The sequence below is a fragment of the Stutzerimonas stutzeri genome, assembly GCF_002909485.1.
Classification (GTDB): Bacteria; Pseudomonadota; Gammaproteobacteria; order Pseudomonadales; family Pseudomonadaceae; genus Stutzerimonas; species Stutzerimonas stutzeri_AH.
The window spans coordinates 211,346-237,826 of sequence record NZ_PPXG01000007.1 but is presented as its reverse complement, the minus strand read 5'-3'; the positions used below and the strand labels follow the sequence as shown (position 1 = coordinate 237,826).

25 protein-coding genes are annotated in these 26,481 nt (G+C 63.4%); 13 read left to right on the top strand and 12 right to left on the bottom strand.

Annotated elements, in window-relative coordinates; translation table 11 throughout:
• Nucleotides 1–14 precede the first annotated feature (14 nt).
• Together CXK91_RS17640 and CXK91_RS17635 are read left to right on the top strand one after the other, a co-directional pair.
• The gene (locus CXK91_RS17640) at nt 15–818 is read left to right on the top strand and encodes a Zn-dependent hydrolase (RefSeq protein WP_256055757.1); all 804 of its coding nucleotides are present in this window, start codon (nt 15–17) and stop codon (nt 816–818) included.
• Nucleotides 819–957: 139 nt separating this feature from the next.
• Nucleotides 958–2,289, top strand: coding sequence for a sensor domain-containing protein (locus CXK91_RS17635; protein ID WP_103457379.1), 1,332 nt, complete (start codon nt 958–960; stop codon nt 2,287–2,289).
• A gap of 30 nt (nt 2,290–2,319) precedes the next feature.
• On the opposite strand, the gene mapR is transcribed toward CXK91_RS17635, so the two are convergent.
• Both mapR and ccoG read right to left on the bottom strand, forming a co-directional pair.
• Nucleotides 2,320–3,729: a GntR family transcriptional regulator MpaR gene (gene mapR, locus CXK91_RS17630; protein WP_103457378.1), complete on the bottom strand. Its 1,410-nt coding sequence runs from the start codon at nt 3,727–3,729 to the stop codon at nt 2,320–2,322.
• Nucleotides 3,730–3,763: 34 nt separating this feature from the next.
• The gene (gene ccoG / locus CXK91_RS17625) at nt 3,764–5,182 is read right to left on the bottom strand and encodes a cytochrome c oxidase accessory protein CcoG (protein WP_103457377.1); all 1,419 of its coding nucleotides are present in this window, start codon (nt 5,180–5,182) and stop codon (nt 3,764–3,766) included.
• A 301-nt stretch (nt 5,183–5,483) separates the two neighbouring features.
• Between ccoG and CXK91_RS17620 the strand changes: the two genes are divergently transcribed.
• The 6 genes from CXK91_RS17620 to mdoH all read left to right on the top strand — a co-directional run bounded on the left by CXK91_RS17620 (nt 5,484) and on the right by mdoH (nt 14,155).
• Nucleotides 5,484–5,849, top strand: a complete 366-nt coding sequence (locus CXK91_RS17620; protein WP_103457376.1) for a CidA/LrgA family protein — start codon at nt 5,484–5,486, stop codon at nt 5,847–5,849.
• The gene (locus tag CXK91_RS17615) at nt 5,846–6,556 is read left to right on the top strand and encodes an LrgB family protein (RefSeq protein WP_103457375.1); all 711 of its coding nucleotides are present in this window, start codon (nt 5,846–5,848) and stop codon (nt 6,554–6,556) included. Before CXK91_RS17620 ends, CXK91_RS17615 begins: the two co-directional genes overlap by 4 nt.
• Nucleotides 6,557–6,699: 143 nt before the next feature.
• Nucleotides 6,700–7,479: a PhzF family phenazine biosynthesis protein gene (locus CXK91_RS17610; protein WP_103457374.1), complete on the top strand. Its 780-nt coding sequence runs from the start codon at nt 6,700–6,702 to the stop codon at nt 7,477–7,479.
• A gap of 100 nt (nt 7,480–7,579) precedes the next feature.
• Nucleotides 7,580–9,871, top strand: coding sequence for a beta-glucosidase BglX (bglX, locus tag CXK91_RS17605; RefSeq protein ID WP_103457439.1), 2,292 nt, complete (start codon nt 7,580–7,582; stop codon nt 9,869–9,871).
• A gap of 218 nt (nt 9,872–10,089) precedes the next feature.
• Nucleotides 10,090–11,586 (top strand): glucan biosynthesis protein G, encoded by a 1,497-nt coding sequence (locus CXK91_RS17600; protein ID WP_256055758.1) that lies wholly within the window; start codon nt 10,090–10,092, stop codon nt 11,584–11,586.
• Nucleotides 11,579–14,155 (top strand): glucans biosynthesis glucosyltransferase MdoH, encoded by a 2,577-nt coding sequence (gene mdoH, locus CXK91_RS17595; RefSeq protein ID WP_103457372.1) that lies wholly within the window; start codon nt 11,579–11,581, stop codon nt 14,153–14,155. Before CXK91_RS17600 ends, mdoH begins: the two co-directional genes overlap by 8 nt.
• A gap of 45 nt (nt 14,156–14,200) precedes the next feature.
• On the opposite strand, the gene CXK91_RS17590 is transcribed toward mdoH, so the two are convergent.
• On the bottom strand, nt 14,201–14,542 hold the full coding sequence (locus CXK91_RS17590) for an FKBP-type peptidyl-prolyl cis-trans isomerase (RefSeq protein WP_003283804.1): 342 nt from the start codon (nt 14,540–14,542) through the stop codon (nt 14,201–14,203).
• 224 nt (nt 14,543–14,766) lie between these two features.
• On the opposite strand from CXK91_RS17590, the gene CXK91_RS17585 reads away from it, so the two are divergent.
• Both CXK91_RS17585 and wrbA read left to right on the top strand, forming a co-directional pair.
• The gene (locus CXK91_RS17585) at nt 14,767–15,465 is read left to right on the top strand and encodes a pirin family protein (RefSeq protein WP_103457371.1); all 699 of its coding nucleotides are present in this window, start codon (nt 14,767–14,769) and stop codon (nt 15,463–15,465) included.
• Nucleotides 15,466–15,548: 83 nt separating this feature from the next.
• Nucleotides 15,549–16,148: an NAD(P)H:quinone oxidoreductase gene (wrbA, locus tag CXK91_RS17580; RefSeq protein ID WP_103457370.1), complete on the top strand. Its 600-nt coding sequence runs from the start codon at nt 15,549–15,551 to the stop codon at nt 16,146–16,148.
• Between the two features lie 15 nt (nt 16,149–16,163).
• Here the strand turns inward: wrbA and CXK91_RS17575 are convergent, their stop codons facing one another.
• Nucleotides 16,164–16,664: a GNAT family N-acetyltransferase gene (locus CXK91_RS17575; RefSeq protein WP_103457369.1), complete on the bottom strand. Its 501-nt coding sequence runs from the start codon at nt 16,662–16,664 to the stop codon at nt 16,164–16,166.
• Nucleotides 16,665–16,895: 231 nt separating this feature from the next.
• Between CXK91_RS17575 and CXK91_RS17570 the strand changes: the two genes are divergently transcribed.
• The gene (locus CXK91_RS17570; RefSeq protein WP_103457368.1) at nt 16,896–17,435 is read left to right on the top strand and encodes a DUF3087 domain-containing protein; all 540 of its coding nucleotides are present in this window, start codon (nt 16,896–16,898) and stop codon (nt 17,433–17,435) included.
• Nucleotides 17,436–17,481: 46 nt separating this feature from the next.
• Here CXK91_RS17570 and CXK91_RS17565 read toward each other — a convergent pair whose 3' ends face one another.
• The 6 genes from CXK91_RS17565 to CXK91_RS17540 all read right to left on the bottom strand — a co-directional run bounded on the left by CXK91_RS17565 (nt 17,482) and on the right by CXK91_RS17540 (nt 22,146).
• Entirely contained in the window at nt 17,482–18,174 is a 693-nt protein-coding gene (locus CXK91_RS17565) for a c-type cytochrome (RefSeq protein WP_103457367.1), read from the bottom strand.
• Between the two features lie 4 nt (nt 18,175–18,178).
• On the bottom strand, nt 18,179–19,108 hold the full coding sequence (locus tag CXK91_RS17560; protein WP_103457366.1) for a copper resistance protein B: 930 nt from the start codon (nt 19,106–19,108) through the stop codon (nt 18,179–18,181).
• The gene (locus CXK91_RS17555) at nt 19,098–19,418 is read right to left on the bottom strand and encodes a hypothetical protein (RefSeq protein WP_103457365.1); all 321 of its coding nucleotides are present in this window, start codon (nt 19,416–19,418) and stop codon (nt 19,098–19,100) included. The genes CXK91_RS17560 and CXK91_RS17555 overlap by 11 nt, the downstream gene beginning before the upstream one ends.
• Before the next feature lie 11 nt (nt 19,419–19,429).
• Entirely contained in the window at nt 19,430–21,205 is a 1,776-nt protein-coding gene (locus tag CXK91_RS17550) for a copper resistance system multicopper oxidase (protein WP_103457364.1), read from the bottom strand.
• Nucleotides 21,206–21,421: 216 nt separating this feature from the next.
• On the bottom strand, nt 21,422–21,868 hold the full coding sequence (locus CXK91_RS17545; RefSeq protein WP_036991719.1) for a DUF411 domain-containing protein: 447 nt from the start codon (nt 21,866–21,868) through the stop codon (nt 21,422–21,424).
• A 20-nt stretch (nt 21,869–21,888) separates the two neighbouring features.
• On the bottom strand, nt 21,889–22,146 hold the full coding sequence (locus CXK91_RS17540; protein WP_103457363.1) for a heavy-metal-associated domain-containing protein: 258 nt from the start codon (nt 22,144–22,146) through the stop codon (nt 21,889–21,891).
• 213 nt (nt 22,147–22,359) lie between these two features.
• On the opposite strand from CXK91_RS17540, the gene CXK91_RS17535 reads away from it, so the two are divergent.
• Together CXK91_RS17535 and CXK91_RS17530 are read left to right on the top strand one after the other, a co-directional pair.
• Complete coding sequence (locus CXK91_RS17535; protein ID WP_058064309.1) at nt 22,360–23,043, top strand: heavy metal response regulator transcription factor; 684 nt, start codon at nt 22,360–22,362, stop codon at nt 23,041–23,043.
• Nucleotides 23,040–24,404, top strand: coding sequence for a heavy metal sensor histidine kinase (locus CXK91_RS17530; protein ID WP_103457362.1), 1,365 nt, complete (start codon nt 23,040–23,042; stop codon nt 24,402–24,404). The genes CXK91_RS17535 and CXK91_RS17530 overlap by 4 nt, the downstream gene beginning before the upstream one ends.
• A gap of 8 nt (nt 24,405–24,412) precedes the next feature.
• Here the strand turns inward: CXK91_RS17530 and CXK91_RS17525 are convergent, their stop codons facing one another.
• Both CXK91_RS17525 and CXK91_RS17520 read right to left on the bottom strand, forming a co-directional pair.
• Nucleotides 24,413–25,735, bottom strand: coding sequence for an ATP-binding protein (locus CXK91_RS17525; RefSeq protein WP_103457361.1), 1,323 nt, complete (start codon nt 25,733–25,735; stop codon nt 24,413–24,415).
• Nucleotides 25,732–26,409 carry a response regulator gene (locus CXK91_RS17520; protein WP_103457360.1) on the bottom strand — a complete coding sequence of 226 codons (678 nt, stop codon included), beginning with the start codon at nt 26,407–26,409 and terminating at the stop codon, nt 25,732–25,734. The genes CXK91_RS17525 and CXK91_RS17520 overlap by 4 nt, the downstream gene beginning before the upstream one ends.
• Nucleotides 26,410–26,481: the final 72 nt, after the last annotated feature.

Genomic DNA, 26,481 nt, shown 5'->3' with positions numbered 1-26,481 from the left:
CCATGATCTCGCAGATGAGCCGAATGCTGGCCGAGCACGTTCGGTTGTCCACCAGGTTGATTGGAATACCCCTGTTGCTGGCCATTGGCCTGGCCGCATCGATACTCGGCTTCGTCGAGAATGCGGCGGCTGCGGAACCGTTGCGCTTCAGTCTGGTGAAAACGGCTCAGACTGACAGCCGCGGTGATTTCGCCTGGCGTCGAGGCGGTTGGCAGCAGCAGCCACCGGCCCACCACGTAGCGGTCCTCATCGAGCACCGTGGCAGTCGGCTGTTGTTTGGCACCGGCTTGGGGCGGCATATCGATGCGCAGCTGGATGCCGAACTGCCGTGGCGTATCAAGCGTTACGGCACGGTGCGACCGGTGCGCGATCAGTTGGAAGGGGATGGGCTGAAGATCGACCGGATCGTGCTCGGCTGTGTGCGCTGGGAACATGCGTCGGGACTCGCCGACTTCCCGGAAGTACCCGTGTTGGTCAGTGCGCAGAGCCTTAGCTACCTGAGTGCCGCGACGCCACCAGCGGTGCTGCACAGCCAGTTCCAGCACTCGATTGACTGGCATTCGCTGCAATTCCAGCCCAAGCGTTACCTGCAATACGCCCAGAGCCTGGACATGTTCGATGACGGTCAGGTTGTGCTGGTGCCGTTGAATACACATGGTGCAGTAGGCCTGTTCCTGAATCTGGCCGATGGTCGCCGCTTCTTTTTTCGTGGTGACAGGTTGGGGGAGGAAGACGGAGCGTCGGCGGAAGGTATTCTGACGCTGCAGGATGCCGACAAGCAGGTTGCGCTCGGCTTCTATCCACGCTGGGTCCAGTGAGGTTGGGACAGGTGAAAAATACAGCGCAGTCTTGTTGGTTATGGGCGATGCTTAGATGGCAGGGTGGCAATGCAGCAGCGGGGCTACTCACGCTGCGACTGTCCTACCTGTGCCCTATGGCCTAAGTAGGTCTGCCGCTGTGAAGACGGATAGCTGCGCGCCCCTGGCGAGTGTCATCGATCTGCTGCTGGATGCCATCTGCGTGGTCGATGCGCAAGGCCATCTGGTTTATGTCAGCGCCGCCTGCGAGCGCATCTTCGGCTACAAGCCGGAGGAGATGGTGGGCAAGCGGATGATCGAGATGGTCTATCCCGAAGACCGCGCCCGAACCATGGCTGCCGCCGGTGAGGTCATGGCCGACCAGCCGCTGCTGCACTTCGAGAACCGCTATGTGCGAAAGGACGGCGGCATCGTGCACATCATGTGGTCGGCCTGCTGGTCGACCGATAACAAGCTGCGCATCGGTGTGGCTCGGGATATTACCCAGCGCAAGCAATCCGAAGCCATGCAGGCCGCGCTCTATTCCATTTCCGAAGCGGCCCATGGGGCGAAAGATCTCGCCGCGCTGTATCAGCAGATCCATCTGACCATCGCCCAGTTGTTGCCGGTAGACGATTTCATCGTTGCCATCAGAAACACCGCCAGCGGCGAGCTGACCTATCCGTACCAGGCGCTGGCGGTCGATTCCTCTGCACCGCCACCGGAGCCGGCGGCGTCGTTGTGTTTCTCCGTTCTGCATGGCGCACATCCGGTGCGCTTCAACGCCGAGTCGCTGCCCGCTTTGACGCTTCCGCTGAATGCCGCCGATGCCGGTGCGTGGTGGCTGGGTGTGCCGCTTGGTTCGAATGAGGGCGTGATTGGCGCGTTACTGTTGAAGAGCGGCGCGGCACCTTACACCGAGAAGGATCAGGAACTGCTGCAGTTCGTCTCGACGCAGGTGGTCACGGCCATCGAACGCACGCGCCTGTACGCGCGTCTGCAGCGTATGGCGCAATACGACGAGCTCACCGGTTTGCCGAATCGCGCCTGCTTCAGCGACCGGCTGGACACGGCCCTGGCTCGGGTGCGGCGCAATGGTGGGCGGGTTGCCTTGCTCTACGTGGATCTGGATCGTTTCAAGCAGGTCAACGACGCCTATGGGCACGGCGGTGGTGATCAGCTGCTGCGCGCAGTGGCAGATCGCCTAACACACTGCGTGCGCGACACCGATACCGTGGCACGGCTGGGGGGGGATGAGTTCGTGGTACTGCTGGACAGCATCGCCAAGCCGGAGGATGCCCACCTTGTAGTCGACAAAGTCCGCAGCGCCTTCACCCAGCCGATGCTCATCGCTGAGCACAGTCTCGAGATCGGCGTGAGCATCGGCACCGCCCTCTATCCAGAGGACGGCGACGCGGAGGCGCAGTTGCTCAAGCAGGCGGATGAGCGCATGTACCTGATGAAGGCTCGTCGCAGGCAACCGCAGGACTGAAGGTTCCGAAACATCTCGGCACACAGTGCCTCAGAACGATTTCAGCATCCTGCCCAGCAACTCCATCGCCTGTTCGCTGCGCGCGTCCCACGGGAGCCCGTGGTTGAGTCGCGCGCAGTTTCGAAAGCGCTGGGTCGCCGAGAAGATCGGCCCTGGGGCCAGGCTGATGCCCTGTGCCAACGCTAATTGTAGTAGCTGTAGTGAATCGACCTGCTCGGGAAATTCAAACCAGAGAAAGTAGCCGCCACTGGGTCGCGTGACCCGCGTACTGGCCGGGAAGTGGCGGGCTGCGGAGGCGAGCATCGCGCCCTGCTGCATCTCCAGCGCATGGCGCAGCTTGCGCAAGTGACGGTCGTAGCCGCCGTGCTGCAGGTAGTCGGCGATGGCGGCCTGTGCCGGCACTGACGGCGAGATGGTGGTCATCAACTTGAGGCGGGCGATCTGTTCGGCATAGCGGCCACCGGCTACCCAGCCGACTCGGTAGCCAGGTGCGAGGCTCTTGGAAAACGAACCGCAATGCATCACCAGCCCCTCACGGTCATGGCTCTTGACCGGCTTGGGCGGCTCGCGGGTGAAGTACAGCTCGGCGTAGACGTCATCCTCGATCATCGGCACCTGATGGCGCTGCAGCAACTCGTAGAGCTGCTGCTTCTTCGCGTCTCCCATACTGGCACCCAGCGGATTCTGCAGGCTGCTCATGAACCAGCAGGCCTTGATCGGCAAATGCGCGAGGCGGTCGGCGAGGATGTCCAGGTCGATGCCTTCGCGCGGGTGGACCGGAATCTCCACCGCCTTGAGCTTGAGCCGTTCCAGTACCTGCAGCGTGGCGTAGAACGCCGGTGCTTCGATGGCCACCAGATCGCCCGGTTCGGTCACCACCTGCAGGCAGAGATTCAGTGCCTCCATCGCGCCAGTGGTGATCACCAGCTCCTCCATCGGCAACATCACGCCGCTGACCATGTAGCGCAAGGCGATCTGCCGACGCAGATCGGGGTTGCCTGCGGTCATCTCGGCAATCACTTCCCGCGCTGGCATGGCACGTACGCTTTGCGCCATGGAGCGGGCCAGGCGCTGCAGCGGAAACAATTCGGGACTTGGGAACGCCGAGCCGAATGGCACGGTAGCTGGGTCGCGGAGCGAGGCGAGTACCGAGAACACCAGCTCGCTGACGCCAACGTCGGTGGTCTCCGCCGGCCGGGTACTGATATCCGGCTCGTGCAGCGGTCGTTTGGCATGTTCGCGGACGAAGTAACCCGAGCGTGCGCGCGCCTGTATCAGTCCGCGGTCTTCCAGCAGGTAATAGGCCTGGAACACGGTGGAGGGGCTAACGCCATAGGTGCGGCTGGCGTGGCGCACCGAGGGCACCTTTTCCCCCGGTGCAAGTACGCCGCTGCGGATCAGTTCGGCTATTTCGTCGGCGAATTTCTCGTAGCGCTTCATCGTGTCCGGGCCATGGCGGTTGGGCACGGCCAGTCTACTGGCGTAGCGCCGCGATGGGGGCGACGAAGGTGCTCGGCGTACTCACTCGGCTGCTTGGGTCGGCCAGGTCGCTGATCTCGAAACGCACCTCGCGGCTGAAGCCCCCGGTGTTGTCGAGCAGCGCGACGCTGACCGGCAGGTCAGCGATCTCGCCTGCTGCGAGGCTGATCTCGCGTGGGCCCTGCAGCTCGAAAGGGCCATCTTCCAGAGCCAGCGCATAGTGGCGCGATTGCTGGGTTTTATTGATCAGTTTGAGGCGGTACATGTTTTCGATCTGCCCCTGCATGTTCTCGCGGTACAGCGTGCGGTCACGGGTAACGTCCAATTGCAGCTGCGGCCGTGTCTCCAGGGCCCAGAGGAAGGCAGCGATCATCGCCGTCATTGCCAGTGCGTAGCCGATCAGGCGCGGACGGAAGAGGCGCGTGGCGCCACCCTGCATGGCGCGTTCGGAGGTATAGCGCAGCAGACCGTGGGCGTAACCCATTTTTTCCATGACGCTATCGCATACATCGATGCAGGCGCCGCAACTGATGCAGTCCAGCTGCAGACCGTCGCGGATGTCGATGCCAGTGGGGCAGACCTGCACGCACAGTGTGCAATCGACGCAGTCGCCGAGACCCTGTGCCCGCGGATCGCTGCCCTTGCGCCGGGCGCCGCGGCTCTCGCCACGTGCGGCGTCATAGGAAACCAGAAGCGTGTCGGCGTCGAACATCACGCTCTGGAAGCGCGAGTAGGGGCACATGTGCAGGCATACCTGCTCGCGCAGCCAGCCCGCATTGATGTAGGTCGCGGCGGTAAAGAACAACAACCAGAAGGCGGTTGTCGCACCGAGTTCGAAGCGGGCCAGGTCGCCCACCAGCTCGCGCACTGGCGTGAAGTAGCCGACGAAGGCCAGCGCCGTGGCAAGGCTGATCGCCAGCCACAGCGCATGTTTGGCGCTGCGACGCAGCAACTTGCCGACCGACCAGGGTGCGGCGTCGAGCTTGATGCGCTGCAGGCGGTCGCCCTCGGTAACCTTTTCTACCCACATGAACATCCAGGTCCAACTGCTCTGCGGGCAGGCGTAGCCACACCAGATGCGTCCGGCCAGTACGGTGATGAAGAACAGGCCGAAGGCAGCGATGATGAGGATTGCCGATAGCAGGATGAAATCCTGCGGCCAGAAAGTGGCGCCGAAGATATGGAATTGCTGCCGGTCCAGATCCCACAACACCGCCTGGCGTCCGTCCCAATTCAGCCACACGGTGCCGAAGTAGAGCAGCATCAGCAGACCGCCACCCAGCAGGCGCAGGTTGCGGAAACGGCCGCTGAAGCTGCGCGTATGAATGGGTCCGCCACTCTGTGCGGGTGTCAGGCGGATCGGTTGGCTGGGATCAACGGTTTCGATGATCTTTGCGGGTATGCGGTCAGTCATTAGGCTTCGCCCCATAGGCTTTTCAGGCGAGGCGGATGATCCGCGCCAAGGACCATGCATAACAGACTCAGATGAATCACTAAAATACGGATCAGATGTGCACTGGGAGTGACGTTCGCGGCCGCACGCTGTCATGCGTTGATCTGTGTCAGAGGATCGCTCTGGTAGTGGCTGATCCGCTTTTTTCGTGCTCATCTGATCCTGTTTTATCTCGATGAGGCCCGCCATAGTCGAGGCCTTTTGCCAAGCAACGAGGAGCTACTGTCATGACTCATGACCTGCCACCGATGGAGAGCTACCGATGATTCTCAAGGGCCTGACCTGGCTGGTGCTGCTGCAACTGCTCGGCAACCTGATCAATCTGGTGCTGCTGCCGGCACTGCCTGGGCCGATCATCGGCATGCTGTTGCTGTTCGGTATGTTGCTGCTGCGCCGCAGCATTCCCGAATCGTTGGAGAAGACCGCCGCGCTATTGCTGCAGTACCTGCCGCTGCTGCTCATCGTGCCGGCCGCCGGGATCATGACCAGTGGTACCGCACTGCTGGATGACTTGCCGGCCATCGCCGCCGGACTGGTACTGTCGTTGCTGATCACCGTGCCGTTCTGCGGCTGGCTGATGCAGCGGCTGATTCGCCGGCTGGATCGGCAACAGGAGGATCAGTCATGAACGTCCTGAATTGGCCGACGGCCTGGGCCGCCGTTGTGGTGCATCCGTTGTTCGCCGTGGCGCTGACCCTGATCGCTTTCCAACTGGCGTTGATGCTCTACCGGCGCAGCGGCTGGCTGGTGTTGCAGCCGGTGATGGTGGGCATGCTGCTGGTGGTCGGCACCCTGACTCTGGTTGGCCTGGATTATGCACGCTACCGCGAGGGCGCCTCGCTGATCGCCATGCTGCTAGGCCCGGCTACCGTGGCGCTGGCAGTGCCGCTTCATCGTCATCTCAAGCGGATTCAGCAGTTGTTCTGGCCGATCGTCATCACCCTGGCCATCGGCGGCGTGCTCAGCGTGGTGCTGACGCTGGCGATCGCCTGGGCGCTCGGTGCGCAGCTGCCGGTGTTGATGAGTCTGGCGCCGAAGTCGGCGACCATGCCGATCGCCATGCTGGTGGCCGAGCAGCTTGGTGGGTTGGCCTCGTTGGCCGCGGTGTTCGTCATGCTTACCGGTGTCATTGGTACGGCACTGGGGCCGCTTTTGCTGCGTTGGGCGGGCGTCGATCATCCTGCCGCGCGAGGCCTGAGCTACGGCATCAATGCGCATGCCATCGGTACGGCAAGGGCTCTGGAGGAGGGTGACGAATGCGGTGCTTTCGCGGCGCTGGGGATGAGTCTGCTGGGCATCCTGATCGCGCTGCTGCTGCCCTTTGCCCTGGGCTGAATGGTCCCGCCGACAGGCGTCGGCTGAGCCAGTGAGTTGCGGGCCCTTCAGCCTTCACGCACCACTGGCTAGCACCCCGTCAGCCCGGTTAGAGTAGGCGGCGGTCGCTTGACCGTGCACAGGGTGCAAACATGAAATTGCGGATGTTCCAGGTCGATGCTTTTACCGCCGAACGCTTCAGGGGCAATCCCGCGGCAGTGATCCCTCTGCAAACCTGGCTACCAGATGAGCTGATGCAGGCCATTGCCGCCGAAAACAACCTTTCCGAAACCGCCTTCTTCGTGCGCGAAGCGGACGGGGCGTTTCACATCCGTTGGTTTTCGCCGCTTACCGAAATCGATTTCTGCGGGCATGCGACGCTGGCCAGTGCCTTTGTACTGCTGGAAGCGGGGCTGGCGCAGGCTCCGCTGGTTTTCCGCGCTGCCGCCGTGGGCGATCTGAGCGTGCAGCGTCGGGCCGACGGCCTGCTGGAAATGAGCTTCCCCAACCGCGCACCGGAGCCGGTTGCCGAGCCGCCGGCGGTATTGTTACAGGGGCTTGGGTGCGAGCCGGAAGCGGTGCTGCGCAATGAGCAGGCCTGGTTCGCCGTCTACCGCGACGAGCAGCAGGTGCGCATGTTGACACCCGACCTCGAGCCGCTGCGCACGTTGGCACCGCTGGATGTAGTGGTGACCGCGCCAGGACGCGAGCAGGATTTCGTCTCACGCTATTTCTGGCCAGCGAACGGCGGTGCTGAGGACCCGGTAACTGGTTCCATCCATGCCGGGCTTGCGCCGTACTGGGCCGGGCGGCTGGGGCGTAACGAGCTGGTGGCCCTGCAGGCGTCGGTGCGTAGCGGCATGCTGCACTGCCGCGTCGAGGCGGATCGGGTAATGGTGGCCGGGCAGGCCGTGCTTTATCTCGACGGCACCATCGAGCTTTAAAAACTAGACGCTAACCCATTGCGAGCGGACCTCTCGGCCGGCGCGATGGGGGGCTGTGTGTGGCTGATCGGTTCAACGAATGGGATTGCGGAGCATGATGATAAAAAGGCTGTTGCCGTTTGTGCTGCTTGCCAGTGCGATGAGCCCATACGCTTTTGCGGCGCCGCCGGCATTGCCGCTGGACGACCGCCAGGCGCTGATCGAAACGTTGCTCGAGCGCATGACCCTGGCGGAGAAGATCGGCCAATTGCGCCTCATCAGCATTGGCAGCGACATGCCGCGCGAGCGGATTGCCGAGGAGATTGCTGCCGGGCGCATCGGTGCGACATTCAATTCGGTCACGCGTACCGACAACCGCCCCATGCAGGACGCCGCGTTGCGCAGCCGTCTGGGTATCCCGATCTTCTTCGCCTACGACGTCATTCATGGCCACCGCACCATCTTCCCGATCAGCCTGGCGCTGGCCTCCAGCTGGGATCTTGAGGCCATTGCCCTGAGCGGCCGCGTGTCGGCCATCGAAGCCAGCGCCGATGGGCTGGACCTGACCTTTGCGCCGATGGTCGACATCACCCGTGATCCACGCTGGGGCCGCACCTCCGAAGGTTTCGGTGAAGATCCCTACCTGGTCTCGCAGATCGCCGGCACGCTGGTGCGCACTTACCAGGGCCAGCGTCTCTCTGCGTCGGACAGCGTGATGGCCAGCGTCAAGCACTTCGCTCTTTACGGTGCGGTGGAGGGTGGGCGCGACTACAACGTGGTCGATATGAGCCCGCAACGCATGCACCAGGACTATCTGCCGCCTTACCGTGCCGCCGTTGACGCAGGAGCCGGCGGGGTGATGGTGGCCCTAAACACCGTCAACGGCATGCCAGCCAGCGCCAACCGCTGGCTGTTGCGCGACCTGCTGCGCGACGACTGGGGTTTTCGCGGGTTGAACATCAGCGACCATGGCGCCATCGATGAACTGCTGCGGCACGGGGTCGCCCCGGATGGCCGTACGGCAGCACGCCTGGCAATCGAGGCGGGCATCGACCTGAGCATGCATGACTCGCTTTATCTCCAAGAGCTGCCGGGGCTGGTCGAGCGCGGTGAGGTGCCGATCGAGCTGATCGACCAGGCTGTGGGCCGTGTGCTGGGCGCCAAGTACGACCTCGGTCTGTTCCATGACCCCTACCTGCGCATCGGCAAGGCGGCGGACGATCCTGTCGAGGTCAATGCCGAAAGCCGGCTGCACCGCGACGCGGCAAGACAGGTTGCGCGCGATTCACTGGTCTTGCTGGAGAACCGCCAGCAGACATTGCCGCTGCGCAAGGAGGCGACCATTGCCTTGGTCGGTCCGCTTGCCGATTCCCACGTTGACATGCTCGGCAGCTGGTCGGCCGCTGGCGTGGCTGCACAGACGGTGACCCTGCGCCAGGGACTCGAAGCCGCGGTTGGCGCCACCGGACAGGTCATTCATGCCCGTGGTGCAAATGTCACCGATGATCCGCGGTTGATCGAGTATCTGAATTTTCTCAACTGGGACCGCCCCGAAGTGACACAGGACCCGCGCCCGCCCCAGGCGATGATCGATGAGGCGGTACGTGCCGCGCGGGAAGCCGACGTGATCGTTGCCGCTGTAGGCGAGTCACGCGGTATGTCGCATGAGTCTTCCAGCCGCACCAGCCTCGCTTTGCCGGCCAGCCAGCAGGCGCTGCTCGAAGCACTGGTCGCCACCGGAAAACCGTTGGTGGTGGTGCTGATGAACGGGCGGCCGTTGCAACTTGGCTGGGTCAAGGAGCACGCCGATGCGGTGCTGGAAACCTGGTTCTCCGGCACCGAGGGTGGGCATGCGATTGCCGATGTACTGCTCGGCGAGCACAACCCGTCCGGCAAGTTGCCGATCTCCTTTCCGCGCTCGGTCGGCCAGATACCGACCTATTACAACCACCCGCGGCTGGGGCGTCCCTATGTCGAGGGACGTCCCGGCAACTACACCTCGCAGTACTTCGACGAATCCAACGGTGCGCTTTACCCGTTCGGTTACGGCCTGAGCTACACAAAGTTTGAGCTGTCCAAGCCGCAGCTTTCAGGACACAAACTGAAACGCGGCCAGAATCTGGAGGTCAGCGTAACGGTGAAGAACACTGGCGAGCGCGCCGGAGCGACGGTGGTGCAGCTGTATCTGCAGGATCTGGTCGGCTCCAGCGTGCGCCCGGTCAAGGAACTCAAGCGCTTTGAAAAGCTCATGTTAGAGCCCGGCGAGACGCGATTGATACGCTTCGAGCTGGGCGAGAGCGATTTGAAGTTCCATGACGCGAAACTCGACTACGTGGCTGAGCCAGGTGAGTTCGAAGTTCAGTTGGGATTAGATTCGCGGGCAGTAATCAGCGAGCGATTCGAGTTGTTGTAAGGCATTTTTCTATAGGCGCTTTGCATGCGGCACATGCGTCCGCCGTGGTGCTGATGGCACGGCGGCTGGACGAGTAGGCTGCATGCAACCAAACCTCAGCGACGCAGAGCGAACTCTGTTCAAACGTGTAATTCGGAGGCGGTGTGTTACGCATTTTTCAATGGAATACGAGAACCCAGCCGGCGCGCATGTTGGCGGGCTTGGTAGGCGGATTGTGCATGCTGATGGCCGGCAGCGCGCTGGCGTTCGGCCTCGATGATGTGGCCGAGCGTGCGAAGGCGCTGGCTGCTAGCGGTTACGAAGAGCCGGCCAGCAATCTTCCAGATGAATTCCGCAAGATGGCATTCGCCGACTACCAACGCGTGCGTTTCAACCCGGAGCACGCCTACTGGAAGGACGCCGAAACACCGTTCCACCTGCAGTTCTACCATCAGGGCATGCATTTCGACACGCCGGTACGCATCAACGAAATCACCGCGACGAAAGTGCGTGAGATTCGCTACGACCCGGCCATGTTCCAGTTCGATGGCGTCGAGATCGACCCTGCCGCGCTGGAAGGTCTCGGTTTCGCCGGTTTCAAAGTGCTCTATCCGCTGAACAAGGCGGACAAGCAGGACGAGGTGATGACGCTGCTCGGTGCCAGTTATTTCCGCATTGTCGGCAAGGGCCAGTGGTACGGGCTTTCGGCGCGGGGACTGGCCATCGACACGGCACTGCCGGGAGGGGAGGAGTTTCCGCGTTTTCGCGAATTCTGGGTGGAGCGGCCGCAACCTGATCGGCGCAACCTGGTGATCTATGCGCTGCTCGATTCGCCGCGTGCCACCGGTGCCTATCGCATGGTGCTGACGCCTGGCAAGGACAGTACCCTGGATGTGCAGGCAAAGGTGTTTCTCCGCGATCCGGTCGGCAAGCTCGGTATTGCTCCACTGACCAGCATGTTCCTGTTTGGCGCCAACCAGCCCAGCACTTCGCTGAACTATCGTCCGCAGTTGCACGACTCCGAAGGTCTGGCGATTCATGCAGGCAATGGAGAGTGGCTCTGGCGTCCGCTGAACAATCCGCAGCGCCTTGCCGTCAGCGCGTTCAACGTAGAGAACCCACGAGGCTTCGGCCTGATGCAGCGCACCCGCGACTTTGGCCGTTACGAGGATTTGGACGACCGTTACGAATTGCGCCCCAGTGGCTGGGTAGAGACCCGCGGCGACTGGGGCAAGGGCCACGTCGAGCTGGTGGAGATCCCGACGCCTGACGAGACCAATGACAACATCGTGGCCTTCTGGTCTCCGGAAAAGCAGCCCGAACCCGGCCAATCGCTGGATCTGGAGTATCGCCTGCATTTCTCCATGGATGAACCTGGCCTGCACGACCCTAAGCTGGCCTGGGTACAGCAGACGCGTATCTCCGCTGGCGACGTCAAACAAAGCAATCTGATCCGTCAGCCGGACGGCACGACTGCATTGATAGTGGATTTCGTCGGCCCAGTGCTGGAGCAGCTCGCCGAGGATGCACCGGTGACCACCCGCGTCAGCATCGATAACAATGCCGAGCTGGTGGAAAACAATCTGCGTTACAACCCAGTCACCAAAGGCTGGCGCCTGACGCTGCGGCTCAAGGTGCATGATCCAGCGCGGCCGGTAGAGATGCGCGCGGCGCTGGTGGATGGTGAAAACACCCTTTCCGAAACCTGGACCTACCAGATTCCTCCCCATGAATGAGCAACATTCGGTAAACGAAGTGGCGCAAACCTATTGCGACAGTCTGGCCTTGCCCGACGCCGAGGAGCCGGCCAGATACCGGCAGGCGGCAGAGCAGGGCGACCTGCTGGCGCTGCATGACGAGCTGTCCGGCGATGCATCTGGAGACCGTGTCCCGTCACGCCGTCTGCTCGATTCGGTCGTGGCTCGGCTGCGAATGGGATGGGGCGATCTGTTCGATCGGGCTGGGGTGATCGCCGAGGATTACCAGGGTCGTGCGTACGTGCAATCGACCCCGCCGATCGTACGTACGCGCATGGTGCCCGAACCCTGGCACACCAACATCCTGCGCCGCGGCTGGCGTCGTATGCTGGGGCGTACGCCGCCGCGCCGGCAGTTCGAGCCCAGCCCGCAGCCGCTCGACGAAGCACGCTGGCGGCGGGTCGCGGCGTTGCGCCGCGCCGCGCTGCTGTTGCTGATGCTTGGTCAGACGGCATTCGCCACCTGGCAGATGAAGGCAGTGCTGCCTTACCAAGGCTGGTTTCTGGTCGACATGCAGGAGGTCTTCGTCCAGCCGCTGTCAGAATCGGCCCGGCAAATCCTTCCCTATGTGGTGCAGACCAGCATTCTGCTGCTCTTTGCGCTGCTGTTCTGCTGGGTTTCGGTGGGGTTCTGGACCGCACTGATGGGCTTTTTCCAGCTGCTGCGTGGCAAGGATCGCTACAGCATCTCGGCCAGCAGCCCCGGTACCGAACCGATACCCGCCGAGGCGCGTACCGCGCTGGTGATGCCGATTGCCAACGAAGATGTGCCACGAGTGTTCGCCGGCTTGCGGGCAACCTACGAATCACTCAAGGCGACTGGCGAGCTGGAGCATTTCGACATTTTCGTGCTCAGTGATAGCAACGACCCGGACACCTGCGTTGCCGAGCAGAAGGCCTGGGTCGAGCTGTGCCGCGCGGTTGATGGCTTTGGCCATATCTTCTACCGACGCCGCCGGCGTCGGGTAAAGCGCAAGAGCGGCAACATCGATGATTTCTGCCGCCGCTGGGGTAGCAGCTACCGCTACATGGTGGTGCTGGATGCCGATAGCGTGATGAGCGGCGAATGTCTGACCAGTCTGGTCCGGCTGATGGAAGCCAACCCCAACGCTGGCATCATCCAGACTGCGCCCAAGGCCTCGGGCATGGACACGCTCTACGCCCGGCTGCAGCAGTTCGCAACGCGTGTTTACGGTCCATTGTTCACCGCCGGGCTCAATTTCTGGCAGCTGGGTGAGTCGCACTACTGGGGTCACAACGCGATCATTCGGGTCAAACCTTTCATTGAGCATTGCGCACTGGCGCCGCTACCGGGAACAGGGTCGTTCGCCGGGGCAATCCTTTCCCACGACTTCGTCGAGGCAGCGCTGATGCGTCGTGCCGGCTGGGGCGTCTGGATCGCCTATGACCTGCCGGGCAGTTACGAGGAACTGCCGCCCAACCTGCTCGACGAACTCAAGCGGGACCGTCGCTGGTGTCACGGCAACCTGATGAACTTCCGTCTGTTCATGGTGCGTGGCGTGCACACGGTTCACCGCCTGGTGTTTCTCACCGGCGTGATGTCCTACCTGTCGGCGCCGCTGTGGTTCCTCTTCCTGCTGCTATCTACCGGCCTGCTGGCGATCCATACGCTGATGGTGCCCGAGTACTTCCTGCAGCCTAACCAGCTCTATCCGTTATGGCCGCGCTGGCAACCGGAAGAAGCGATCGCGCTGTTCTCGGCAACCATGACGCTGCTGTTCCTGCCCAAGCTGCTCAGCGTACTGCTGGTGTGCATTCAAGGTGCGGAGGCTTACGGTGGGCGGCTGCGTGTGGTGGCCTCGATGCTGATCGAGACGCTGTTTTCCGTGCTGCTGGCGCCGGTGCGCATGCTGTTCCACAGCGTGTTCGTCACCTCCGCCTTTCTCGGCTGGTCGGTGCAGTGGAACTCACCGCAGCGGGGCGATAATGCGACCCCGTGGAGCGAAGCTCTGCGTCGACACGGCTCGCAGATCGTCATCGGCGTGCTCTGGACGGCGCTGGTCGCCTGGCTGGATGCGGCCTTTCTCTGGTGGTTGGCGCCGATCGTGGTGTCGCTGATCCTGTCGGCGCCGGTGTCGGTGATCACCAGCCGTACAGGGCTCGGTCTGGCCGCGCGGCGCTGCAAGCTATTTCTGATTCCGGAGGAATATGCACCGCCCACCGAACTGGCAAATACCGATCTTTACCAGCAGCAGAATCAGGCCGAAGCCTTGCGCCATGGCTTCATCGTGGCGGTGGTCGATCCGCTTTACAACGCGCTGGTCTGCGCTATGGCACGTGCTCGCCATGCCAAGGTGGTGCCTGCCGCGGAACTCCTGCGTGAGCAGCGCCTGGAGGAAGTCATTGCTGCCGGGCCCGCTGGTGAGAATGCCGAGGCGGCGCGCTGGCGGTTGCTCAACGACCCGGACGGCATGGCCCTGTTGCATCGGCACGCCTGGGAAGACCCGGCAGGCGCAGCCTGGCTCGCGCGTTATCAGGAAGAGTACCCGCATCGCGTGGCGCGACCTGATTTGACGGGCGCTGTCTGAGTCACCTGCCCAATGCGGCTCGCCCGAGCCGCATTGGCCTTGTTTTCAGTCGTCGCGCGTAAGCACTTCGAGCAGTTCGATCTCGAAGTGCAGATCCGAATTGGGCGGGATATGCGCGCCGACCTGGCGCTCGCCGTAACCGAGATGCGCCGGGACGAAAAGCCTGCGTTTGCCGCCGACCTTCATGCCCATCAGCCCGATGTCCCAGCCCTTTATTACTCGTCCCGTGCCGATCACGCATTGGAAGGGTTTGCCGCGCTCGTAGGAACTGTCGAACGGCGTGCCGTCGCTCAGCGTGCCGCGGTACTGGGTGGTGATCAGAGCGCCTTTGACCACCGCTTTGCCGTCGCCGAGCTGAATGTCTTCGACCAGCAATTCATCGTTCATTCATGCGCTTCCTGAAAGCTGAAAGAGGAAGCGCTTTGTGGCAGGGAAAGTCGTCGCGGGCAAGAGATTGGCCACCGCTTCAGATAAATCGAAGGCCGCTCGCCTAATTTATATCGGATAGATCGATATTTACTGACTGAAAATTGCAAACATTTTAGATCTGATTGAATGGATCATCTCCCTCATTGGCCGGGGCCGCCCGGAACCTGTTTGCGGAGAGCGAGATGATCGAACTACGTCCATATGCCCAGCTTGGTCATGCGCAGCACGGCTGGCTGAACGCGCGCCACCACTTTTCCTTCGCCGGTTATCACGACGTAGAGCGCATGCGCTGGGGCCGTCTGCGCGTATGGAACGACGACAGCATCGCGCCGCAGTCGGGCTTCGAGCCGCACTCGCACCGGGACATGGAGATCATCACCTACGTCCGTCAGGGCGCCATCACGCACGAAGACAGCCTGGGCAACCGCGGCCGTACCGTCGCCGGCGATGTGCAGGTGATGAGCGCCGGCACCGGCATCGTGCACAGCGAGTACAACCTGGAGGATGTGGAAGCGCGAATTTTCCAGATATGGATTCACCCGCAGCAGACCGGCCTGCCACCGAGCTGGGGTACGCGGGCCTTCCCAAGTGGGGAGCGCGCCGGTGCCTTCGTCACGCTCGCCAGTGGTCTGCCCGGCGACGACGAGGCACTGCCGATTCGTGCTGAAGCCAGGCTGGCAGCGGCTACGCTTGCTGCGGGGCAGAGTGCCGGCTATGAGATCGCCGATGGGCGCCGTGTCTATCTGGTGCCCGCCAGTGGCCGTATCGAGGTCAACGGGCTCGAAGTTGCCGCAGGCGATGGTGTGGCCGTGCGCGATGAGGCGCGGCTGAGCGTCAGAGCAGTGGAAAACAGCGAGGTCGTCCTGGTCGAGTCGCGCTGACGTATCGCGCCGGGATGTCCCGGCCTTGGCCATGTCGCATCCAGAACATTATTCAGACTCACCCACCGAAAGAGGAAAGCAAGATGGCGAAGATTCTCGTGCTGTATCACTCCATGTACGGCCATATTGAAACGATGGCCAATGCTGTCGCCGAAGGCGCGCGGCTCGTGCCGGGCGTCGAGGTGACGATCAAGCGCGTATCGGAAACCATGCCCGAAGACGCCTTCCGCAACGCCGGCGGCAAGGTCGATCAGCCAGCCGACATCGCCGATCCGAACGAGCTGTCGGACTACGACGGAATCATCTTTGGCACCCCGACCCGCTTCGGCAACATGTCCGGGCAGATGCGCAACTTCCTCGACCGCACCGGCGGCCTGTGGGCCAAGGGCGCGCTGCATGGCAAGGTCGCCAGCGTGTTCGCCTCGACCGGCACCGGCGGCGGTCAGGAGATGACCATCACCTCGACCTGGACCACCCTGGCGCACCACGGCATGGTCATCGTGCCGACCGGTTATGGCATCAGCGAGTTCTTCGACATCTCCGAAACCAACGGTGGCACGCCCTATGGCGCCACGACCATCGCCGGTGGCGACGGCTCGCGTCAGCCTTCGGAAAAGGAACTGGCCATCGCGCGCTACCAGGGCGAGCACGTGGCGAAGATCACCAGCAAGCTCAAGGGCTGACGAACGACGCAGTACCTACGCTGGGGCCCGCTCGGGCCCCAGCAGCAGGCCATACATCAGTTCGTCGACGAAGCCTTCGTCGCTGCTGCGTTTGTAGGCGGCGCGCTGCGTGCCTTCGTAAGCGAAGCCGAAGCGCTCGTAGAAGGCGATCGCTCGCGGGTTGTCCGCTTCCACAGTCAACTCCACACGCCGAATGCCGCTGGCCGCCAGCTTGTCGATGGCTTCCTGCATCATCCGCCGTGCCAGGCCGCTGCCCTTGACCTCGGGCGCGACTGCCAGCGTGCCGAGGTACGCCACATGGGCAGCGCGGCCCAGATGGCGCTGCACCTTGTAGAAGCCCTGGACCACGCCGTGCTCTTCGAAGACATAGAAGCTGGCGCTTTCGAACAGCGGCTCGAAGACCTTGCCGAAAGCCTCGCGCGGCATGGGGTCGTAACCCAGATACGGCACCACGTCCGGGTGCATGTAGATGTCGTAGACCCGCTGCTGATCGGCGGGAATGGCGAGGCGGCGCATGGGCATCTCCAATATGGTGGTGGCGGCAGCATAGCCGCTGAGCCAATGACAGATGCGACGCTTATTCCAACCCGTAGGGGGGGATTCAGCCATAGAGTCGGGTGCTGTGGTGGCCTGAAGCCCAGCCGACGGTGATCCGCGAGACAGAGTGAAGGCTGCGCTGCGTCAGCCGCGCGTGGGCCAATGGGGTGATAATGCGCGTCGCTTACCATTCACTGAGGACATCGCCCCGTGGTGCTATTCGAGATCGTTCCGCGCAGCCCCGAAACCTATCGTCGCGAGACCCGTCGCAGTACGCTGATCGTCGTTGCCACCTTTGCGGCACTCGCCATGGGATTGGCGACGCTGGCCGTAGCGTTGTTTGGCGAGCCGGGCGGCAACAACCTGAGGCTGAATATAGGCGGGGTGATTGCTGGGCTGGTGCTGACCATCGGGCTCGTCCGATCGCTCTACTGGCAACAGGCCTGGATGGCGTCGGCGGTTTACGGCTGGCAGCTCAAGCGCAGCCTGATGCGCGTGACCAACATGATGCATCAGGTCAAGGCAGGCGTAAGCGCTGGCAATCCAGATGCGATGAAGATGTTGCGCTTTTATCATCTTGGGCTGACGCAGATGCACCAGCTCGATGGCAACTCCAGCGGCATCAACGATTCGATCGCGGAGATCGACCGTCATCGGGAGGCGATGGAGGCGCTGCATATGGATATCGATCAGAACCGGCTTGAGTCCGAGTGGCTGGAGCGCGTCGGGCGGATCGAGGCGAAGCGCTGAGGCGAGCCCTTTTGATCGCACGCCAGCGTTCAGACGGCGCCAAGGCTCAATGCACGTGGCGGCTGCCGTCGGGGTGGTGGTGTACGTCAGCTTCTGGCGTTGCTGGCCGGTGGTGGTCGAGCGTACCGTGGTGATCGCCTTCGGCTGATGCGGGCGGCTGGGCAGCGGCAGGACTGGAGTGCTGGCCGCTGTGATCGTGCATGTCCGATTCACCGCCGCCGTGCTGGTGGCCGTCACTTGCGGCGACCAGCGACCGATACTGCGCCCTATCAAGCTGCGGCATCTGCTCGATGAAGGCGACCATGCCCCAGATGTAGTCGTCGCCCATGCTCTTGCCCCAGGCCGGCATGCCGGTCGCTTTGATGCCGTGCTTGATGACCCAGAACGTTGCGCCCGGATCACCGCCGATACCTTGCTTTGCCAGGTTCGGCGGAGCGGGGTAGAGGCTTTCGCTCAGTTCAGTGGCGTTCATCTCCGGTGCCAGGTGACAGCCAATGCACATGGCGTGGTAGTTGCCTGCGCCCGAACGGATCAGTGCCTCATCGTCGAGGCTCGGCACCTTGATTTCACGGGCACGCACCGCAATCGAGCGCTCGCGGGTGAATTCGAGAAGGGCCTCGATCACCCGCGAATGCGGCTCGTCGGCGGCGACACTGATCACGCCGGAGTACAGCACCCCTGCACCGGCTACGGCGATTACCACGCCGCTCAGGACGAGGGTCTTGAGTGTTGTTTTCATAGGCTCAGAACCAGAAGCGAATACCGGCTACCAGCTTCGCCTCGCTGACGTCTTCGTCATCGGCACGCAGCAGATCGGCGGTGTTGCCGTAGGCACGCCCCCAGCTGACGCCGACGTAAGGTGCAAGCTGGCGGTTGATCTCGTAACGCAGGCGCAACCCTACGCTGGCGTCGCTGAGACCGGAGCCGACGCCGCGGGCCTCGTCGTTGCGCCCGTGCAGGTTCAGCTCCGCGGTTGGCTGTAGCACCCAGCGCTGGGTCAGCAGGATGTCGTATTCGGCCTCCAGGCGCAGCGCAGTCTGGCCGCCCTCGCCAAGGAATGCCGTGGCTTCGGTTTCCAGACCGAACAGCGGCATGCCTTGCACGCCAAAGGCTGCCCAGGTCTGCGGTGAGCCAGGCTTGAAGTCCTGGCGCACGCCAGCGACGGTTTCCCACCACGGACCGATGGCGTGGCTCCAGAGCAGCTGCAGCTCGGCCTCCTCGGTATGGCCGTTGGTGCGCTCGCCTTCGGAGCGGAAGGCCAGACGGTCGATATCGCCGCCATACCAGCCGGAAATATCCCAGGCCAGGGTGCTGCCTTCATCGGCGTCCTGCCATTCCAGCTGATCGGCGAGGAAGAAGAAGTTGCTGCCGCCCTGATGCATATGGTGGGGCGGCAGATTTGGAAATGCCGCGACGCGGTCTGCATCGCTGATCGCAGGGATTGGCGTGCGAGGCTCCTGTCCGGGGGCAACGCTGGTAGCCGGTGGGTGAGCCATTGAACTGTGATCCATGCTGCCGTGATCGCCGTGATCCATGTCGCCATGGTTCATCTGGCTGTGGTCCGCTGGCGCAGCGTGCCCGCCGTGTCCGGAATGATCCATCGTCTGCTGCGCCTGGCTCGCTGTCGCAGCCATGGCGAGGGCGATGGCAACGGGCAGTGTCTTAGTGATCATGCGGCTTGCCTTGCTCGGAGCCCTTTGGCATGTCCTTCTGCATCTTTCCGTTGCCCATGCTGCCGTGGTCCATATGGCCGGAACCCATGTGCTGGTCGTGCATGTCCTGCATCTTGTCGTGATCCATGCCCTGCATCATGCCGCCCTGTTGTTGCCCGGACTGGGGTTGGCTGGCCTGCGGCGCGGCCTGTTCGGTTGGCGCATCGGCGGGATGATGACCGTCGTGCTCGCTCTGCGCGTGGGCGGCGTTGAGGCTGAGAGCGGCAGTCAGGCCGAAGGCGAGCAGGGCGTGCTGTTTGATCTTGTTCATAGGCTTCTCCGTCATTCTTCTACGCGGACTTCGCGGAACATCCCGAGGTCCATGTGCATCAGCATGTGGCAGTGATAGGCCCAGCGCCCGAGGGCGTCGGCGGTGACGCGATAGCTGCGTTTCGAACCCGGTGGCATGTCGATGGTGTGCTTGCGCACCTGGAAATTGCCGTGTTCGTCCTCAAGGTCGCTCCACAGCCCGTGCAGGTGGATGGGGTGGTGCATCATGGTGTCGTTGACCAGCACGAAGCGCACCCGCTCGCCATATTTCAGGCGGATTGGCTCAGCGTCGGCGAAGGGGATGCCGTCGAACGACCAGGCGAAGCGTTCCATATGTCCGGTCAGGTGCAGTTCGATGGTGCGCATCGGCTCGCGGCCGTCCGGGTCGGCGAAGGTGCTGCGCAGGTCGGCGTAGGTCAGTACGCGTCGGCCGTTATTACGCAGGCCGATACCCGGGTCGTCCAGCTTGGGCACCGGCATCATGGTCTGCATGTCCACCAGTGGATTGCCGGTTTCGCTGGCCGGATGCGCTTGCATGCCAGCGCCGTGCGAGCCGTGGCCCATGGCGGCGTGGTCCAGCTGGCCATGGTCCATCGCGCCATGCCCGGCATGGGCGTCATGACCCTGCGCGGGTGCCGCTGCAGCCTGACCATGGGCTGAATGATCGCCGTGGCCCATGTCCTCCATAGTCAGTTCGGGGCGCGGATCGGGCTCGGGCACCGGCGCCTGCAAGCCATCGCGCACGGCCAGCGTGCCGCGGGCATAGCCGCTACGGTCCATGGCCTGGGCGAACAGGGTGTAGGCGTTCTGGCTGCCGTCCGGCTCGACGAAGACATCGAGGGTTTCCGCCACGGCCAGGCGCACTTCGTCCACCTGCACCGGTTCGACGTTCTGCCCGTCAGCGGCGACCACGGTGAGCTTGAGGCCGGGGATGCGAAAGTCGAAATAACTCATCGCCGAGCCGTTGATCAGTCGCAGGCGGATGCGCTCGCCCGGCTGGAACAGCCCGGTCCAGTTGCCATCAGGCGCCTGGCCATTGAGCAGGTAGGTGTAGGTGGCGCCGCTGATATCGGCGAGGTCGGTCGGCGACATGTTCATCTTTGCCCAGGCCCAGCGATCACTGACGGTGTCGCTCCAGCCTTTGTCGGCGACGTCATTGATGAAATCGCCAAGCGTGCGCCGGCCCTGGTTGTAGTAGTCCGAGTGCTTCTTCAATTTCGCCAGCACCCGTGCCGGGCTTTCATCGGTCCAGTCGGAGAGAAACACCACGTAGTCGCGGTCGTAGCTGAATGGGTCGGGTTCCTTGGGATCGATGATCAGCGCGCCATAAACGCCCAGCTGTTCCTGGAAGCCGGAATGACTGTGGTACCAGTAAGTGCCGCTCTGGATGGCCTTGAAGCGATACTCGTACATGCCGTCCGGCGCGATGCCGGCGAAACTGAAGCCGGGCACGCCGTCCATGTTGGCCGGCAACAGAATGCCGTGCCAGTGGATCGAGGTGTCGTGGGGCAGCCGGTTGCGCACGCGAAGGGTCACGGTTTCACCCTCGCGCCAGCGCAGCAGCGGGCCGGGAATGCTGCCGTTGATGGCCATGGCAGTGCGGCGCTTGCCGGTAAAATCCACCGTCATGGAATCAATGGTGAGGTCGAACTCGGTGCCGCTGAGCACCGTCGGCTGCCCCGCGCTGGTCAGCGCCCAGACGGGCTGTTGCCACAGCCCGAGGCCTGCGACGGCGCCGCCGGCAGCCAGGCTTTTGACGAAGGTGCGCCGAGAACTGGTCAATTGCATGCGGGTCCTGTTCGGTCGATCGAATTGTTGGTTTGGCCGCCGCGCAGGCGCGACGCTGCAACGCTATGGCAAGCACCATAGCGCGACGTATCTGTCAGCGACCTGAAGCGAAAATTACGATTTTGTCAGCTAGCAGCGTGGCCAGCCGCAACCGGGCTGGCCGTGCTCAATACCGATGCCGGGCGGTTTTGGCACCGCCCAGATGTGCAGCGCGCCTTAGCGAACCGGCTGCGCGCCGAGGTAATCGCCGAGTACCAGATCCTTGCCCTTGGTGGTCAGGCCGATCACCTGATACTGCTGGTGCGGCTGACCGTAATCCATGCCTGGGGAGCCCGCAGGCATACCCGGTACGGCAACGCCGGCCAGATCATCACGCTTCTGCAGCTCATGAATCGCTGCGACCGGCACGTGCCCCTCGATGAACTTGCCGCCGATCACGCCGGTGTGGCACGAGCCCAGGCGCGGTGCGACGCCCAGCTTCTGCTTGACCGCCGACATGTTGGTTTCGACGTGATCGCGCACTTCGAAGCCGTTCGCCTCAAGGTACGTGATCCAGTCCTTGCAGCAGCCGCAGTTGGCATCGCGGTGCACATCGATGACGTCCGCGGCATGGGCCATGCCCGACATCAGCAGGGCGGCGAGTGCGGTGAGGTAAGGTTTCATGGGTTTCTCCAGAGCGATGTTCAGTTGCAGCCGCAGCCGCATCCTGTTTTGCGCGCCGCCGGGGCAGGCGAGCCGGTGGCGATTTGGGCAGGGTAACCGGCTTTGTCGAGGGTTGCGATGAGCATGGCGCTATCGGCCGTGCCGTCTATCCGGGCTAGCCCTGCGGCTAGGTCTACCTCGACTCGCTCGACGCCAGTCAAGGGTTGCAGTGCAGCGGTTACATGCCTGACGCATGCCCCGCAAGTCATGCCGGAAACCTTGAGTTCGATGCTGGTCATTGGGTGATCCTCGGTTAGCCATTTCAATGAAGCTGACCCGATGCTCAACCTTGACGCGATGGTAAGGTCAAGCCTTCATTTTTCTGAGTACCAAGCTAACGTCGGCGGGCTGACAAGAGGCTGATGGGAAGATTACTTTTTTGTCAGCTTCGTGGCGTCCCGGCAGCTGGCGCTGCCACACTTACGTGGTCGCCACCGAAGGAACTTGCCGCCATGAAACTGTTGGTCGCAGAAGACGAACCGAAAACCGGCATGTACTTGCAGCAGGGCCTGAGCGAGGCTGGCTTCACCGTCGACCGCGTCACCAGCGGCACTGACGCGCTGCAGCATGTGCTGAGTGCGCCTTATGACCTGCTGATTCTCGACGTGATGATGCCCGGCCTGGATGGCTGGGAAGTGCTGCGCCTGGTGCGGGCGTCCGGCAACGAGGTGCCGGTGCTGTTTCTCACCGCGCGTGATCGTGTCGAAGATCGCGTGAAAGGACTGGAGCTTGGCGCCGACGACTATCTGGTCAAGCCGTTCGCTTTTTCCGAGCTGCTGGCGCGTGTGCGCACCCTGCTCCGGCGTGGCAACGCAGCAGCATTGCAGACTCAGTTGAAGATCGCCGATCTGGAGGTCGATCTGCTCAAGCGCCGCGCGGTGCGGGCTGGCCAGCGTATCGACCTGACTGCCAAGGAATTCGCCCTGCTGGAACTGCTCCTGCGTCGGCGCGGCGAGGTGCTGCCCAAGTCGCTGATCGCTTCCCAGGTGTGGGATATGAATTTCGACAGCGACACCAATGTCATCGAGGTGGCGATCCGCCGCTTGCGGGCAAAGATCGACGATGGCTTCGAGCCCAAACTGATCCATACCGCACGGGGCATGGGTTACATGCTCGACGAGCCGGACGCGCCATGAAGCGGCTGTCGCTGACCGCAAGGCTGAGCCTGATGTTCATGCTGGCGGTGACCGGCGTGCTGGCGGCGGCCGGTTATTTCTTCAGCCAGCTCAGCGAGCACCACTTCGACGAACTGGACCGCCATACGCTGCACGAAAAGCTCGAGGCAAGCCGACGCCTGCTGGGGGAGCTGGACGACCTGCAGAACTTCGAGCGTGTTCGCCCACAGCTGCAGGCGCTGCTCGGCGGGCACAGCGAGATGCGCGGTTTCATTTTCGATGAACGCGGTGCACAGCTGTTTCCTCAGCCGGGCGTTGATGAAGCGGAGCCGCCGCTGCTCGGTCTGCTCGCCGAGCAGGAGGGCGAACTGGAACTGGACGGGCGCGTCTGGCGCGGTGAAGCCGGGCATGTGCAGGTCGGCGAGAGGCGCCTAACGTTGTTGATCCTCCTGGATGTCACCGCGCACAAAGCCTTCTTTCACACCTTCAGCGGCTGGCTGTGGGCGGCACTGGTGCTTTGTGCGCTGCTCAGCGGGCTGCTCGGCTGGTTGCTGGTGCGCAGCGGCTTGCGACCCTTGCGCGAGGTGACGCAGGTGGCGGCTTCGGTATCGGCCAAGTCGCTGCGCGAGCGCATCCCCGATGAGTCGACACCGGCGGAACTGCAGCAGTTGGTGCAGGCCTTCAACGCCATGCTGGCGCGACTGGAGGATGCCTTCGTGCGGCTGTCGAACTTCTCCGCCGATATCGCCCACGAGCTGCGCACGCCGCTGAGCAACCTGATGACCCACACCGAGGTGGCGCTGACCCGCGCGCGCACGCTGGATCAGTACCAGGACAACCTGCATTCCAACCTTGAGGAACTGCAGCGCATGTCGCGGATGATCGACGACATGTTGTTCCTGGCCAAGGCCGACAACGGGCTGATCGTGCCGGACGCCAAGCCCGTCGCGCTGGAGGCGTTGTGCGCGCAGCTGCTGGACTACTACCAGCTTTCGGCTGACGAACGCGGGGTTCGCTTCGAGCTGTCTGGTGCCGGCACGATTCAGGGCGATCTGCTGATGCTGCGCCGGGCGCTATCGAACCTGCTGTCCAATGCGCTGCGTTACACGCCCGATGGCGAGCTGATCCGCCTGGATATCGAGCCAAGCGCCGATGGTGTAGCGCTCAGCGTCGCCAATCCCGGCGCGGCCATCGCACCTGAGCATCTGGAGCGCTTGTTCGACCGCTTCTATCGAGTCGACCCGGCGCGGCGTGAAGGCAGCCCGAGCAATGCCGGGCTGGGCCTGGCGATCACGCGCTCGATTGTTCAGGCACATCGGGGCGGTATCCAGTGCAGTTCCGAGCAGGGCTGGACGATCTTCCGCCTGGAATTCCCTGGCTAAGTGCGTGCTCAGCGCTGCAACGGCACCGTCAGCGATACGCGCAGGCCGTCGGCCTGACTGTCGAAGGTGAGGGTGCAATCGCAGCGCTGCGCTATAGCTTGGACAATGGCCAGGCCTAGGCCGCTGCCACTGCTGGCGGCGTGTCGCCAGAAGCGCCGGGTCAGGTGTTCGAGATGCTCAGCGGCGATGCCCGGTCCCAGGTCACGCACCTCGAATCGTACTCGCTCAGCTTCAGGCTGCAGCGTCAGCGTGACAGCGCTGCCCGGCGCGGTGTGGCGCTGGGCATTCTCCAGCAGGTTGCGCAGCGCGGCGATGGCCAGCACCGGAGGCATGGCCAGTGGCGTGTCGGGTAATTCCGCCGGGACCTGCAACAGGATTGGTGCGCCGTCACCGCCACTGGCGTCCTGAATCGCCAGCCGCGCGACCTCGGCGGCCGAGCACTGCAAGCCATCGTCGAAATCCAGACTGCCTTCCACCCGGGCCAGCAACAACAGCTGCTCGAGCGTGCGCTGCAGGCGATCGGCACCGGCCTCGGCGTTCGCCAGTGCCTGTTCGGCGGCGGCGCCTTCGGTCATGCGCGCCACCTGCAGGTGGGTTTTGATCGCCGTCAGCGGGCTGCGCAGTTCGTGGGCGGCGTCGCCGGTCAGCCGGCGTTCGCGTTCGATGGCCTGAGCGATGCGCTGGAACAGCTGGTTCTGCGTCTGCACCAGCGGCAGCAATTCCGGCGGCAGGCCATCGACCGGCAATGGTTCGAGGGAGTCGGCGCTGCGTTGGGTCAGTGCCTCGCGAATCCTGCGCAACGGCGCCAGCCCACGGCCCAGGCCAAGCCAGAGCAGACCCAGGCTGCCAAGCAGGGCGACCGCCACCGGCAGCGCCGCCGCCAGCAAAACCGAGCGCTTCAGCGCGGCACGCTCATCCAGACGGTCGGCCGTGGTGATGCGCAGCTCGCCTTGCACCAGAGTGAAACTGCGCCAGGGCACGCCGTCGATCAGCTGGTCGCGATAGCCGTTCTGCTCGGCATCCAGCTGCTGGTCGGGCGCACTGTGGCTGCGCGCGAGTACCTCGCCACGCAGCGAGCTGACCTGGCAGGCCAGGCCGTTGGGAATACCTAGCTGCTCGGCGCTCAGGCGTTTCGCCGGACTGTCACCGGGCAGTGGTTGCGGCAACTGCACCAGCAGGCCGGCGACCATGCGCGCCGAGGAGGCCAGGCGCTGGTCGAGCGAAAGCATCATCTGGCTGCGCAGATCAACCAGCATCCAGGTCGCAGCCAATGCCCAGAGCAGCACGAAGGCCGAGCCGAGCATCAGGGTCAGGCGCAGACGCAGGCTCATGACGCGTCCTCGTCGCCTGCCGGGCCGAGGCGGTAGCCCAGGCCGCGCACGGTCTCGACGATGCCGTTGCCAAGTTTGCGGCGCAGATGGTGGATATGCACGTTCAGCGCGTTGCTCTCGACATCATCGGCAAAACCGTAAACCGCGTCCTTGAGCTGCTCGCTGCTGAGCACCCGGCCCTGATTGTTGAGCAGTGCCTGCAGCAGTGCCTGTTCACGGCGCGACAGGTCGACCGGCTGGCCGTCCAGGCGCGCCTCGCAGCGGCTCGGGTCGTAGCTCAACCGGCCATGCGCGATGAGGTTGATGCTGCGCCCGGACATGCGCCGCATCAGCGTGTGCAGACGCGCGGCCAGCTCGCGCAGGTCGAAGGGCTTGAGCAGGTAGTCGTCGGCACCCGCCTGCAGGCCGATGACGCGGTCGCTGACCGCATCGCGCGCGGTGAGCACCAGCACCGGTAGCTCCAGCCCCTGTTGGCGCAGGCGTCGCAGCAGGGCGATGCCGTCCTCGTCGGGCAGGCCGAGGTCGAGGATCAGCACATCGAAGTGCGCCGCGCGCAGCAGGGCTTCGGCATCCGCCGCGGTCGCAGCATGGTCGACGATCAAGCCCTGGGCATTGAGCCCGGCGACGATGCCGCTGGCGATCAGTGCGTCGTCTTCGGCAAGCAGCACGTGCATGGGTAGGGTCCGCAGAAAAAGCTCAAGGGTGGACCTTAGCGATTAAGGCAGCGTTATGCAGCCCGTACCACG